At 65.9% G+C, this 12,615-nt stretch carries 17 protein-coding genes and 1 pseudogene; 13 read left to right on the top strand and 5 right to left on the bottom strand.

The features are described 5' to 3' along the window. The first annotated feature begins 62 nt into the window (after positions 1 to 62). The 13 genes and pseudogenes from nrdR (at position 63) to K0H76_RS08325 (ending at position 9,287) form a co-directional block, all read left to right on the top strand. Positions 63 to 562: pseudogene (gene nrdR / locus K0H76_RS08265) on the top strand (transcriptional regulator NrdR). 811 nt (positions 563 to 1,373) lie between these two features. After that, positions 1,374 to 2,273 (top strand): hypothetical protein, encoded by a 900-nt coding sequence (locus K0H76_RS08270; protein WP_258935094.1) that lies wholly within the window; start codon positions 1,374 to 1,376, stop codon positions 2,271 to 2,273. Further along, positions 2,260 to 2,856: a hypothetical protein gene (locus K0H76_RS08275; RefSeq protein ID WP_258935095.1), complete on the top strand. Its 597-nt coding sequence runs from the start codon at positions 2,260 to 2,262 to the stop codon at positions 2,854 to 2,856. The genes K0H76_RS08270 and K0H76_RS08275 overlap by 14 nt, the downstream gene beginning before the upstream one ends. A 50-nt stretch (positions 2,857 to 2,906) precedes the next feature. Next, positions 2,907 to 3,575: a hypothetical protein gene (locus K0H76_RS08280; RefSeq protein WP_258935096.1), complete on the top strand. Its 669-nt coding sequence runs from the start codon at positions 2,907 to 2,909 to the stop codon at positions 3,573 to 3,575. 5 nt (positions 3,576 to 3,580) lie between these two features. After that, a complete protein-coding gene (locus K0H76_RS08285) occupies positions 3,581 to 3,787 on the top strand; it encodes a helix-turn-helix transcriptional regulator (protein WP_258935097.1) in 207 nt (68 codons plus the stop codon). Between the two features lie 154 nt (positions 3,788 to 3,941). Next, on the top strand, positions 3,942 to 4,589 hold the full coding sequence (locus K0H76_RS08290) for an ATP-binding protein (RefSeq protein WP_258935098.1): 648 nt from the start codon (positions 3,942 to 3,944) through the stop codon (positions 4,587 to 4,589). Positions 4,590 to 4,643: 54 nt separating this feature from the next. Beyond that, positions 4,644 to 5,384, top strand: a complete 741-nt coding sequence (locus K0H76_RS08295; RefSeq protein ID WP_258935099.1) for a hypothetical protein — start codon at positions 4,644 to 4,646, stop codon at positions 5,382 to 5,384. Positions 5,385 to 5,513: 129 nt separating this feature from the next. Beyond that, positions 5,514 to 5,963 (top strand): hypothetical protein, encoded by a 450-nt coding sequence (locus tag K0H76_RS08300; RefSeq protein WP_258935100.1) that lies wholly within the window; start codon positions 5,514 to 5,516, stop codon positions 5,961 to 5,963. 68 nt (positions 5,964 to 6,031) lie between these two features. Then, positions 6,032 to 6,199 carry a hypothetical protein gene (locus tag K0H76_RS08305; protein ID WP_258935101.1) on the top strand — a complete coding sequence of 56 codons (168 nt, stop codon included), beginning with the start codon at positions 6,032 to 6,034 and terminating at the stop codon, positions 6,197 to 6,199. Positions 6,200 to 6,225: 26 nt separating this feature from the next. Next, positions 6,226 to 6,846 (top strand): helix-turn-helix transcriptional regulator, encoded by a 621-nt coding sequence (locus tag K0H76_RS08310; protein ID WP_258935102.1) that lies wholly within the window; start codon positions 6,226 to 6,228, stop codon positions 6,844 to 6,846. Between the two features lie 233 nt (positions 6,847 to 7,079). Beyond that, positions 7,080 to 7,862, top strand: coding sequence for a beta-lactamase family protein (locus K0H76_RS08315; protein ID WP_258935103.1), 783 nt, complete (start codon positions 7,080 to 7,082; stop codon positions 7,860 to 7,862). 511 nt (positions 7,863 to 8,373) lie between these two features. Next, positions 8,374 to 9,099 carry a hypothetical protein gene (locus K0H76_RS08320; protein ID WP_258935104.1) on the top strand — a complete coding sequence of 242 codons (726 nt, stop codon included), beginning with the start codon at positions 8,374 to 8,376 and terminating at the stop codon, positions 9,097 to 9,099. Beyond that, entirely contained in the window at positions 9,096 to 9,287 is a 192-nt protein-coding gene (locus K0H76_RS08325) for a hypothetical protein (RefSeq protein ID WP_258935105.1), read from the top strand. Before K0H76_RS08320 ends, K0H76_RS08325 begins: the two co-directional genes overlap by 4 nt. A gap of 1,137 nt (positions 9,288 to 10,424) precedes the next feature. On the opposite strand, the gene K0H76_RS08330 is transcribed toward K0H76_RS08325, so the two are convergent. The 5 genes from K0H76_RS08330 to K0H76_RS08350 form a co-directional block, all read right to left on the bottom strand. Beyond that, a complete protein-coding gene (locus K0H76_RS08330) occupies positions 10,425 to 10,685 on the bottom strand; it encodes a flagellar assembly protein FliW (protein ID WP_258935106.1) in 261 nt (86 codons plus the stop codon). 68 nt (positions 10,686 to 10,753) lie between these two features. Then, positions 10,754 to 11,155, bottom strand: a complete 402-nt coding sequence (locus tag K0H76_RS08335; RefSeq protein ID WP_258935107.1) for a flagellin — start codon at positions 11,153 to 11,155, stop codon at positions 10,754 to 10,756. Beyond that, positions 11,152 to 11,634, bottom strand: coding sequence for a hypothetical protein (locus K0H76_RS08340; protein WP_258935108.1), 483 nt, complete (start codon positions 11,632 to 11,634; stop codon positions 11,152 to 11,154). The genes K0H76_RS08335 and K0H76_RS08340 overlap by 4 nt, the downstream gene beginning before the upstream one ends. A 198-nt stretch (positions 11,635 to 11,832) precedes the next feature. Next, a complete protein-coding gene (locus tag K0H76_RS08345) occupies positions 11,833 to 12,006 on the bottom strand; it encodes a hypothetical protein (protein WP_258935109.1) in 174 nt (57 codons plus the stop codon). Between the two features lie 8 nt (positions 12,007 to 12,014). Further along, the gene (locus K0H76_RS08350) at positions 12,015 to 12,260 is read right to left on the bottom strand and encodes a hypothetical protein (RefSeq protein WP_258935110.1); all 246 of its coding nucleotides are present in this window, start codon (positions 12,258 to 12,260) and stop codon (positions 12,015 to 12,017) included. Positions 12,261 to 12,615: the final 355 nt, after the last annotated feature.

Genomic DNA, 12,615 nt, shown 5'->3' on the forward strand with positions numbered 1-12,615 from the left:
CGGTGGCCGACACAATATGTGGCGCGTAGGCTCTGAACCAGGAGATGAAGGAGGCCCCGCACATGCACTGCCCGTTCTGCCGACACGATTCGTCACGAGTCGTGGACTCGCGCACCCTGGACGACGGCTCCGGCATCAGACGTCGGCGTCAGTGCCCCGTGTGCTCCAAGCGCTTCACCACGGTCGAGACGACCAGCCTGACTGTTGTGAAGCGTTCGGGGGCGGCTGAACCGTTCGACCGCTCGAAGGTCATCAACGGTGTCAGGAAGGCGTGCCAGGGAGACCCGTCTCCGCCGATGATCTTGCCGTCCTGGCCCAAGAGGTGGAGGAGGCGATCCGCGCCTCCGGCAATGCCGAGGTGGACGCCAACGACGTCGGCCTCGCCATCCTTCGCCCGCTGCGCGCCCTCGATCTCGTCGCCTACCTGCGCTTCGCGAGCGTATACCGGGGCTTTGAGAACCTCGACGACTTCCAGGAGGCGATCGATGAGCTGCGCCGGGAGGAGCACGAGCCTTCGGGCAGCGGTGCCACCGTGGTCCAGCCCCGGTTCGGTTTCCGGTAGACTCAAAGACGCAGTATGGCCGGGTTCTTCAGGGAAGGTTGGACCCGGCCGCCGGTTTCTTCGCAGGTGCGGATGCTCTGCCGAGCAGCGCATCCGCCGGGACGGCGCGCGGCGTCGGGGGATGTCACATTGAGTAGGCCTCGGGGCATCCACTTCCGCACGCATGCCGCTGCAGTTAGGGTGGCTCCGGTCGCCCATTGGCCGCACGACGGAGGCGACGGCCCTGTGAACGGGATGGTCCAGGGGAACTTTGCACAGACAAGGACGGAACAGGCGATGGTCGCTGCTGACTACCCCTTTGTAGGTCGCCGCGACGAACTGCTCAGGATTCGCGCAGCAGGCGAACGGGTTCGGCGAGGACAGTCGCAGTTCGTGCTCCTGGAGGGGCTCGTAAGCGTGGGCAAGACAGAGCTGATGCGCCGGGCTCGGGACAGCTTCCCCGAATGGCCGGAGTACGGCGTCGTGCTCAGCCGTCACCAGAGGGCCACTCACAGTGCGGTCCTGCACGGCCTGTTGGAGGGCAGCGCAGTTGCCTGCAACGAAGCCAGCGTCGAGGAGATCGCTGCGAAGCTTCTTCGCGGCGCGCAGGAGTTCGAGGCTCCGATGATCGTCTCTGTCGGAGAGCTCCATCATGCGGATGATTTCTCCGCTGAGCTGCTGTGGCAGGTTCTGAGCACGTTGGTGGACAGCCCCGTGCTCGTCCTGATGTCCTCCGCGCCCAGTGCACGCCCTGAGATCCAGCGCCTTGCTCAGCTGGCACAGGTCAGTCCCAGGGCACGCACATCGCCCTGGCCCCCTGACGCTGGACGATGTGAAGGACTATCTGGGCATCTGCACCGGCTTTGCCGTCAGTCGCGAGGCGGCTGCCAGGGTCCATCGGGCCACAGACGGCTATCCGCTCCTCGTCCGATGCGTGGGGACGTGGCTGCAGTCGACTCCTATGGGCCGCCGCGGGATCGATCAGGCGATTCGGCACGCGCTGGAGCACGAGGACCTTCTTCACATCCGCACTCAGCTCGCCATCAGCCTGGAGGGTGTCGGGGAGCCGACCGGCCGTGTGCTCGACATCCTCGCTGCGGCGGAGACACCGATCTCCGAACGGAATCTCGAGAGCATCCTCGGTGAACGGATCAGCCCGCGGGAGCTCGTTCAGACCGGGATGGTGCGTTGGGATGACGCTTCCTGCGGCTACGCGCTGAGGATGCGTGCCGCAGGCCGCGGACTCATCGGCCGCCTCAGCTGCGAGGAGCGCCGTGATCTTCATCTGGCTCTTGCCGCGGTGCTCAGCGGCCGCGAGAGCATGCATCACCAGGTGGCCGCCGCGCAGCTCGACCCGGAGGCGGTGGAAGCAGAGAGTCTCCACGAGCAGCTGGTCGAAGCTGGCCGCGAGGCGGCTGAGGCAGGTGACTGCGGCGAGGCCTTCAAGCTCGTGCGCCTCAGTGCCAGATTGCGTCCCGACGTCGAGGGCCTGACACGGCTGGGGCTGCTCGCGGTGTCGGCTGACCGCCGGAAGGACCTGGTCGAGTTCGAGCCAGCTGTGCGCGCCCTTCCGGCCTCGGCGGGCCGTTCGGCTCTTCTGGCGATGCTGAGCATCCAGCGGGCCGACCCGCAGGGTGCCCTGAAGGAGCTGGATAGGCGTACGGACCTCTCAGGGAAGAGTCAGGACTGCTTCTCTACGCTCAGACACTGTCGGATGTGTGCGGACACCTGATTCTTCTCGGGGTGCGATCCATCCTCAGGGCACGCTGAGCCGCACTCTCGAAGCCGTGGAGCGGCACCAGGAGAGACTGCGCAGCGAACGCGCGAAGCAGCTGTCGTCGGGGCAGGACATCGAACCCGCATGGGATTTGGGGTACGCGGCCGGGCTGCACGGGATGCTGACAGTCTGGCGAACAGTGGAAGGCATCAGTCCCAAATCGGTCACGGCTGGGCTGCAGACCATCGCCGCTCATGTCGAGCTCCTGAAGAAGTTCCCGGGCACTGAGCGCCCACGGGCGATCCTGCGCAGCCTGCGCGGAACCAGGATGGCCCAGTTCTCGGAGCACCGCGAGGCGCTCGGCGAGCTGACGCCTCTGACGAATCTTGGGGAACGGACGCCTACTCGCTCCAGGCGCGCGCTCAGACGGCGCTGCTGCTCTTCAACGCGGGCAAATGGCGCGAAGCCCACGAGACGGCCGAGGCCGCCGCAGGAGAGGCGCTGCTCGACGACGAGAACGGCGCGTCGCTGCTGGCATATGCGCTCACCTGCCTGGTCCCCGCGGCCCGTGGCCAGGTGTACAAAGTTCAGCCTGTGATCCGACAGCTCGAGGAAGCTCCGCTGTCAGGTCCTCTTGTGGAGGGCGTCTTGTGCACCGTGAAAGCATGGGCGGCCATCTCAGAGGGCGCGCACAGCGAGGCTGCGCAGCACCTGCTCGCAGCGCGCAGCGCATCGAGCGGATGGTGGCTGGTCGGGCTCGAGCCGCTTCTGCTCCTGGCCCGAGAGCTGCACTGCTCCGAGTGGTCTGAGCTTCTCCCTGGGCTGATGCGGTCCGCCTCCCAAGACGTCCCGAGCCTGGTGGGCTCCCAGCTCGCAGTGCTGGAGTACCTCAAAGGGTTCGAGTCCTGGGGCCAGGGCGAGCCCGGGCGTGCCATGGAGAGCTTCGTCAGAACCCTGAAGTTCTTCGACAGGCAGCCTCCGCTGCAGGCCTCACAGGCAGCCGTCGAAGGCGGCGGGTTCCGACTGCTGCGCGCGATGCTGGGCCTCGATATGGCTGCTCTGTTCGTTGAGCACCGCGAGGCTCTCCCCGCACATCGTTCGCTCGCACTCGAGATGGTCGTCTGGTCGGCAAGCGTCTTCCAGGCATGCGGCAGCCAGACCCTGTTCGACGCTGCCTCGGAGCTCATGGAACGGGTGCGGACCAGGCCGAACGACGCCCCGCTCCGCGTACGAGCCCGATCCAGGCTCCGCCTGCCCAGGAAACCGCGCCCTCAGCTGCTCCGATGCCCCAGATCAGCGGGGACGGGCCGCCGCTGACCGACGTGCTGGAGCACCTCTCGTCGCGAGAGCAGGAGATCGCGTTCGCAGTCGCTGAGGGGAACACGAACCGGGAGGTCGCCGAAGACTTGGTCATCTCGGTGCGGACTGTTGAATACCACGTGGGGAACATTCTGCAGAAGCTGGACCTGGAGTCCAGGAAGGAGCTCCGCCAGCTGCTCCGAGCCGCCTCGGTGGAGCAGCGGGCGTAGGGAGCTGCTTGAACTCCGCGGCAGAACGGCTCCGGGCATCGCATTGTGCTGGAAGGACGGACGGTGAGCTCTGTGCGTGCATTCACCGGGCGTGAGGCAGAACTGGCGGCGATCGCCAAGCAGGCAGGCGAATGCGCCGAGACGGGGACCCCGTGTGGTGCTGATAGAAGGGCCTCCCGGGATCGGCAAGTCGGCCCTGGTGCACGAAGCCCTGCGTGTGGTCACGCCGGACTGGCAGTCCCACGAAGTTCACTTTGATCCCAGCGACGCCGACCGTCCCCTCGACGCTGTCGTCCAGTTCTTGAGATACGACGCCAGAGCGGACGCGCCTCGTGACGTGCCCAGGCTCGTACAGATGCTTCTGGAGCAGACTCAGCGCCTCGCCGAACCGTTCGTGATGGTGGTGGAGAACCTGCACTGGGCCGACGACGGCACACGAGACGTGCTCTATCAGACGGCACGGGATGCCACGCGCTCACCTCTGCTCATCATCGCCACAGTCCAGCCGCAGCACCATGAGTCCGTGTCGCGGTTCGGGCGCCTGGCCGATGCGCATTCCACCAGTGTGCACCTGGTGCTGGAGCCGCTGGGTGCTGACGAGATCAGGCAGAGGCTGGTCGATGCCAGCGGGCTTCCGTCGGCGCGCCGGTCGCGGAGAGAGTGCTGCAGGCCACCGACGGCTTCCCAGCGTTTGTGGACCATGTGGGCCGCTGGCTGGCGAGCTCAGGTCCCGGCGGCAGCCGTCACATCGATGACGCGCTGGAATCGTTCGGCGACGGCGGCGGTCCCTCGGCGGACCTGAAAGCTAAGCCTTGCTCGTGCGCTGCTGCACTGCGACAGCGGCACCAGAGTCCTTATGGACCTGCTGGCTGCGGCTGACCGAGGGCTCTCGATCGCTGACATGAAGGCCGTGCTCGGCGTGACGCCCGTGACTGAGGGTCTTCAGGACTGTCCGCTTGTCGCCAGCAGAATGGGCCGCTTCGACCTTCGCTACGGTGTGGTCCGGGCCGCGCTGCGTCGCCTGATTCCGCCGGAGCGGCTCGCGGCGCATCACTCAGCGTTGGCAGAGATCAACGAGCCGAGCAGGAGCTTCCTGCACCTGGCGCAGGCGGCGCAGCTCAACGGCGAGGAGACGGAGGGGCTTATCCCTCAGCTGCTGGATGCGGCCGCGGACAGCGTGGCGTCGGGAGAGCGCAGAGGCGCCCTCGAGCTGACGTCTGCCACGTGCGAGATAGTGGAGTCCCCGGCGGCGCTGGAGAGCTTCGCGAGGGCTGCCCTGCGAGCCAAGCGCAGCAGGCGGCTGCGTCAGATCGCCTCCGCGGCTGACCGTCTTCCTCCGGGAGTCCTGAGATCGGCCCTTCGCGCTCGCCTGCACCTCGATGCTGGCCGCTTCGACGCCGCTCAGTTCGAGCTGAACCGGGTGACCGACTTCTCCGGCGCCTCGACCGAGGCGACCCTGCTGTTCGGCGAGGTCGTGTGCATGCTGGCCCGGGTTCAAGCCGCGCTCGGCGACTTCAGCGTCATGCACGGGCTTTTCCGGATCGTCCTCGCTCAGCTGGCTGTCACGGAGCGAGGTCTCTCGGAAGGTCGTCAGTAAGCCCACACTGCTGCTCGTGCGCGGACCGATCTCATCAACGTCCGTGCCATGCTGAAGATGTGGTCAGCTCTCGCCGGATGCGAAGGCCCGCGTCTCGCCTCGGCCCATTCCGTTGTCGGGCAGATGCTGATGGACCTGGAGCTGCAGCCGGGGACCGAGTCCGCACAGGCCATGCTCAGGACCATCAGGGGCGCAGGCCTGAGACAGATGGGCGCGCGGGCTGATGCCGTCGAGGATCTGGAGTGGGTCAGCCGTCACCACTGGCAGTACCTGGAGGACGGAGCGGTGACGTACGCCAGGGTGCAGCTTGTGTACGCGCTCTTCGACGCAGGCCTGTGGGACGATGCCGCGGAGCTCGCCCTCGAAGCTGCCGGGTCGGTGCTGCTGGACGGGGAGGACCCTGCCGCGATCATCGCCTATGGCGTGGTCGCCCTCGTGCCAAACCTGCAGGTCTCAGCTGTCGGAGTGGGAGCGGACTCTGCAGGCAGTCGCAGATGTCGGGGAGCGCGCGGGCCCTATGGCCCAGGCGGCCCGATTCTACGCATTGGCGTGGGATGCGATCATGCGCGCGGACCATGAGCGGGCGGTCGGTTTCCTCTTGAGAATGCACGGCGCCTACCGCTGGTGGAGGAGGGGTCACGTCCGGGATGCTGCTGGCCCGCTCGTACTTTCACGCAGGCCAGCCGAGCGCCATCCCGGCGCTGCTCCGGGATCTGGAGTCGAACTCGGCGGCGGTCGAACGCACCCGCTCCTTCGCCTCCCTCTACCTTCAGGGGCTGGGCTCACTGGGGAGGGGCGCGCTGAGGACGGTGTGACATCTCTTCTGGCGGCACTCGATGAAATGACCACGGAGCCGCCGCTTCGGCGCGGCATGCCGGAAGGCGAAGGCGGCGGCTACAGGATCTTCCGCGCGCTGCTCGCCATGGACATCGGGCAGGCTGTCTCTGAGAATCACACCGAGCTGGCCCATCACGAGGAGCGGGCCGGGAAGCTGCTCGCGTGGGCAGTGCAGGTCTGGCAGAGCTGCTCGTCCCCGAGTCTCACAGGGCAGGCCCAGGCTCTCCTCACGGCGCTGACCTGCCGCGCAGAGAAGGATCAGAAGGCGGCAGAAGCTGACCGTCCCACTATCCACGTGTACAGCGGCGCTGACGTGCCCACCGCGCCGATGCCTATCGTGCCGACCGCCGACGCCCATCCGACCGGTTCCATGCAGCGGGTCATCTACGACCTGCCCACCTCGGTGCCCGACGAAGCCGTGCGGATGATGTCCGCTCTGACCGCGCGGGAGCGCGAAGTTGCGCTGCTGGTCGGCCAAGGGCTGACGAACAAAGACATTGCCCAGGACCTGGTGCTCTCCGTCCGCACCGTCGAGTTTCACGTGACCAACGTCCTCGGAAAGCTCAGCCTGAGATCGCGGCACGAGCTGCGCCGCATGCTGCAGCCACGAGGCCTCACCACCTGACACCCCCTGTGCCTGCCTGATGATCGGGGCTAGTATTCGCACACGCGTCGTCTCCTGATCGAAGGGGCCTCTGTGTCCGATGCTCTCCATGGCCTCCTGGCTCGCCACGTCGAGACTGGGACGATGCCTGGGGCCGTCGCAAGCTGGGGAAGGATCATCATCCGATCAGCGTCGGGCGTGATGCACCGGGTGGGCAGCCTCTGCGGACGGACTCGATCTTCCGCATCCAATCGATGACGAAGCCCGTCGCCGCAGTGGCGACGCTGCGCCTGGTCCAGGACGAACTGATCGGTCTGGACGATCCGATCGCCGCCTGGATGCCTGAGCTGGCCGAACCTCGCGTGCTCTCCCGCCCCGACGCCGCTCTGAGCGACTCGGAACCAGCACAGACCCCGATCACCGTGCGCCACCTGCTCACCAACCAATCAGGCTTCGGCGTCATGACCACGGACTCCCCGCTGAAGCAGGCCATGGTCGCGGCGGGAGTTGAAGCAGGTGCGGCGCCGGTGGCCCTAGGGACTCAGGACTGGCTGAACGCACTCTCGGCCCTGCCCCTCGCCTTCGAGCCGGGCCGCGGATGGCGCTACCATCACTCCTTCGGTCTGCTGGGAATCCTGCTCGGACGTCTCGGCAGGGGCAGCACGCAGCGCGTGCTTGCTGACACGGTGTTCACTCCGGCGGGAATGGCCGACACCGGTTTCAGCGTCCCGCCCGCTCAGGCGCACCGTCTGATTGCGGCATTCCGGCACCGAGGTGAGGGGTTCGAGGAGTCTGAGCCCCGGGAGAGGGCTTCTACTGCGCCCCTCCGCCATTCGATGTCAGCCACTCCGAACTGGTCTCGACACTGTGGGATTATCACGCGTTCCTCCGAGCGCTGCTTGATGGTCGACTGCTCAGCCCCGAATTCAGGGACGAGCTGCGCAGCGACCAGATCCCCTCTGGCTCAAAGACGGCTGAGAGCTTCTACCCGGGCTTCTGGGAGAGCACAGGCTGGGGGTTTGGGGTCTCGGTCGTGACAGGGGACCCTGCCGCGGTCGGTTCGGCTGGTCCGGCGGACTCGGCACCGACTTCTTCGTCGACCCCGACGGCAGGATCTGCATCGTCATGACCCAAGTGGAGATGAACGAGCGGGTGTTCGGCCTGCTCGCAGAGCTTCATGCGCTGGGTACGGTTTAGCGCCTGCCCTGCCGCATCCTGCGGTCTCTTGGGGCGACCACGGGGATTCCCGTGCCATGGTCCGATGGTCTCCCCGTGAAGCACCTGCATCCCCGTGATCAGTACCTGAGAGTGCCATTTTCCGGGTCAGAGCGACCATTTGGGGGCTAGCGTGATCTCTGGCGGATGAACGGGAATTCAAACGCTGGAACGTCATAAGCACTCTGATTTAGGGAACTTGGGAATGGTTGAAAAGCAGGGGATCAGCGGGACAGGGCTGCGCGGCGCAGGAACAGGCTGCGCCGCGCAGTGCTGAGCTCAGCGGCTGCGGTGACGATCACCGCAGTCAGCGCAGGTGCGGCAGCGCCAGCCATGGCGCACGGGCCGAAATGGCTGGAGGGCGGCAAGCAAGTCAGTGCAGAGGCTAGTATTGAGATCGTAAACAACGAGATTGTTACCGGAAGTCATTGGGATTCGAAGCGCCTCATCGGTTCAATCTTCCACCTGGATGGCAAAGGCCTGAGCAAGCAGACGAAGGCTACTCTCACCAACCGGGGAGCTCTGTTCGACATCGAAGTGGGCGCCAAGGGGTACCGCACGGTCACTGTCAACGCTGAGGCGCAGCTGGGCCTGAAGTTCCGCTCCGGTCACTGCACCGACAAGAAGACCAACCTCAGCCACGCGATTCGGCTTGGGGATGACGGCGCGTTCAGCTTCAAAGTGAAGAAGGGCGCCGACATCATCTGCCATCTGAAGAACCTCCCCGTCGAGAAGCCGAAGGAGGAAGAGCCGGAGCAGGAGGCACCGGAGCAGGAGAAGCCGGGCAAGGACAAGCCCGGTAAGGACAAGCCCGGTAAGGACAAGCCGGGCAAGGACAAGCCCGGTAAGGACAAGCCGGGTAAGGACAAGCCGGGCAAGGACAAGCCCGATACGGTCGAATCGGCATCCCTCGGCATCACCAAGAGCGCCTCGGTCGAGAGCACCAAGCCCGGCGAAACTTTCGCATACCAGGTCGACCTGGAGCACCTCAGCGGGGTCCCGCCTACGAGGTCGCACTCACTGACGAGCTGGATGAGCGAATTCGCGTCGACGAGGTGATCGCTGGCAGCGACGACACGTGGCAGGCCTGCGAGGTCAGTGGGCAGGATGATGACGGCTTCGGCGGGGTCCTGACGTGCGATCTGGATGGTTCCCTCGATGCGGGTGACGAGGTGGATCCCATTGAGCTCCACGTCAGCACCGCCTCTGACGCAGCCCCGGTCACCTCACCAGCACTGCAGAGGTGACATGGTGCAGCGAGCACGGTGAGGACTGCGACGCGGCGAGCCAATCGGTCGACGTGAGAGTCGATGCGATCGAAGAGCCCGTGGACGACGTCGACGAAGAGCGCGATGAGGAAGAAGCTGGCGAACCCTCTGAGCCCGTTGTGACCGACGAACCCTCTGAGCCTCGGGAAGAAGCCCCCAGCCAGAGGACGAGAACTCCGAGGGTGAGGCGGTCGAAGACGAGGCGCCTCAGCCGGAGGACGAGAAGTCCGAGGACGAAGCGGTCGAAGACGAGGCGCCTCAGCCCGAGGATGAGACGTCTGGAGACGAAGCGGCGAGAAGGAAGCAGCTCAGCCGCAGCATAAGGACGGTGACGAGAACGACTCCTCCGCGGGGCTGCTCCTGCCGCCGAGGACGAGCCGAAGCCCGTCGAAGAGATCACCCCTGAGCCATCACCGGCAGGGGAGCAGGACACTCCCGGTCAGCTGACCAGTGAGTCCGCATCCGAGACGCCTCACTCGGATGACACAGAGGACGAGCTGGCGCGGACCGGAGTGAGCACCGGAGGTGCGGCATTGGGCGCTTTGGCCCTGCTGCTCTCCGGTGCGGGGACCTGGTGGGTCGCCAAATCCCCACGGCGACGCACCGAGGTCTCCTAACGGAGGAACGGGAACAGGAGGCCGTCGGCATAGCGGTCGGGGTCCAGGAAGGCCCGATCCGCCGCCGCATGGTCTCCGCCCCTCCGAGAAGAGAGCGAACTGATTCGCCTCAACAGATCTGGCGTGTGAGGACTGTACCGGGAAGGGCAGTCCTCACACGCCTTTCACGTTCATCGAGCGGAAGGGACCCTCGTGGTCAAAAGCGTTGATATCGAAGAGTTTCGTGAGCGGCTGGAGATCTACCTCGCTTAAGCACCGACCCGATTGTCATTCACCGGGGCGGACAGACCCTCGGACACTGCATCCCCTCACGCAGCGTCAGGCGGCCCCCAGCCTGACCGCAACACAGAGGACACCCGCCGCCGAATCCGTGAGCGCAGGGAACGCGCCGAGATGGGCCTGTCTCTGTGAACCACCACCGGTGCCCACCCGGGACTGGGCCATCGAGCCGTGTCATTCAGAAGGGGTGAGCACTCGCCGCACAGGAAAGTCCTGTCCCTCAAGGATGACCTGGGCCGCCTGAAGGGTATCGACGTTCACCAGCACCGGGGCCAAAAGGTTGGCAGCCTAACTCGCCCTGAGCGGTATTGACCACCACAAGCACCCGCACCTGATCTGCGGATACGGCGTCCACCTCCGAAAGATGGGCGCGAATGTCCGGAGCGTAGTCCCGGATGTGAAGGGCCGGGTCCATCAGGAAGAGCTTCAGCTCCGGCAGCTCATCCGCTTCCAACGAGTACAGGCTTACGGCCCCCTCCACGGCCGAGAGCACGAACTGCGTCAACGGCGCCAAGCCCGGAAGCGACTGGGGAAAGCGAAGCTGGGACGTCACCGCAGATAATCCATCAGCGACGACTGGAGCACGCGCGCCGAGGACATCAGTGCCGCCTGGTATGCGACCTCCTGGGCCTGCAGGTCAAGAGCGGCGGACGCCAAGTCAGCGTCCTCCAGATCACTCCTGCGGGTCTCGAGCCGCACTCTGTCATCCATGAGAACTGCCTCCTGACGAAGCGTCGTCGCATGCTGGGCGCCCACCTCAGCCTGAACAGCCTGCAGGCGCGAGAACCAGCCGTCCAACTCCTCAATCGTCGGCAGCAGCGATTCGCCGGAGCGCACGCTCTCGGCTGCGCGGGCCAGCATGCCGAACACGTTGTCCTCACGAGTGCCGAAGGCAGCAGCGCCGTCCACATCAACGCGAACAGTGGTGCCTTGCCCCACCTTTCGGGTCACCGAGGTGTCCGCCACCCCTGATGCATCCCATCCGCATCGAAGGCACGGGGCGCATCGGACGTTCCCGCGAACACGCTGCGTCCCATGAACTGGGTGTTCGCCGCGTCCAGCAGATCCTTCCTCAAGGCTTCCAGCTGCAGCGCATGCGTCTCACGGGTGCTGGGCGTCATCGTGCCCTGGTTCGCCGCAGACAGCAGGACGTCTCTGACCTGGTGGATCGTATTGACTCCGCGCGAGATAGCCGAATCTGCGCTCGACAGCCAGGCGTTGGCATTGCTCACGTTGCGCTCATACTGGACATTCGCGCGCAGCTGAGCCCGGACCTCCATGGCCTGAGCGGTCGCAGTCGGGTTGTCGGAGGGCCGCTCGATCTCCTTCAGGGACGAGGCCTTACGAGTAGCCGCGGCGAGCCGCTGCTGGGCAGCCTGAATATTGCGATCAGCCGCCGCGACGACTGAGATGGAGCTGACGCGCTGCATGTTCACCACCTTCCCTATCGCCCGACCACACCGGTGCGGTTGATCAGCGTGTCCAACATCTGGTCGATGGCCGTCATCACTCGGGCCGCCCCTGATAGGCATGCTGGTGGGTCAGCAGCGACACGTTCTCCTCTTCCAACGAGACCCCCGCGTGCGAACGCTGCGCCTCAACTGCGCTGACATGAGCGGTCGCTGCGTTCACAGACACAGCCGACGCGTCACGCAGGGCTGTTCCCACCCGGGCCACAAAGCGCCCCACATCTCGTCCGGTCCGCCGGACGCGGTGCCGAATTCCGCGATCCGCGACGCGTTGGAGCCGTCCAGCGCGCCGCCTCCAGGGGTGCCCGCAGCAATCTGGTCCGCCTGAGACACCACAACCTTCAACGATGCTGCAGGATGGGCAGCATCCACTGAGAAGAAGTCCTCACCGCGGCCGCCCGCCACTGTGACCCCGCACCCTGAGCCCCGTTCACTCGGTAAGCGAGCTCCAGGGCGATGTCGTCCATCGCCGCAGCCGCAGCCTTCAGCGGGCCGCCGTCCTCAGGCGCAGCCAGCATGGCGATTCTGCCGGCGATCTCACCGCCGGTGAGTGAGGCCGCATCCCCGTGGCTTCCCGGTGCGACCATGTCACGCGGGGACCTTCCGCATCGCTGATGCTCGAACCGCCCGAGACCGCGAGGCTCCTGGAGGACGAGCCCTCAACCAGTGCTGTGCCGCCGATCAGCACATCCGCCGTGCCATTCGGGTTGTAGCGCACCTCGGCTCCGGTCAGCTCCGCAATCCGCGCCGTGAGCTGATCGCGCCTGTCCAAGAGTTCGTTGACCGACCCTCCGGCCGCCCCCTGGCTGCTGATCTGCTGGTTCAGGGCAGCTGCCGATGCGGCAGCGGAGTTGACCTCCGTGATCGCTGCGTCGAGGAGCGGCGCTCTGAGGCGTATTGGGAGGACAGCTCCTCGTGCATCCTGTTCAGCTGATCCGCAGC

Source organism: Nesterenkonia pannonica (genome assembly GCF_019575955.1).
GTDB lineage: Bacteria > Actinomycetota > Actinomycetes > Actinomycetales > Micrococcaceae > Nesterenkonia > Nesterenkonia pannonica.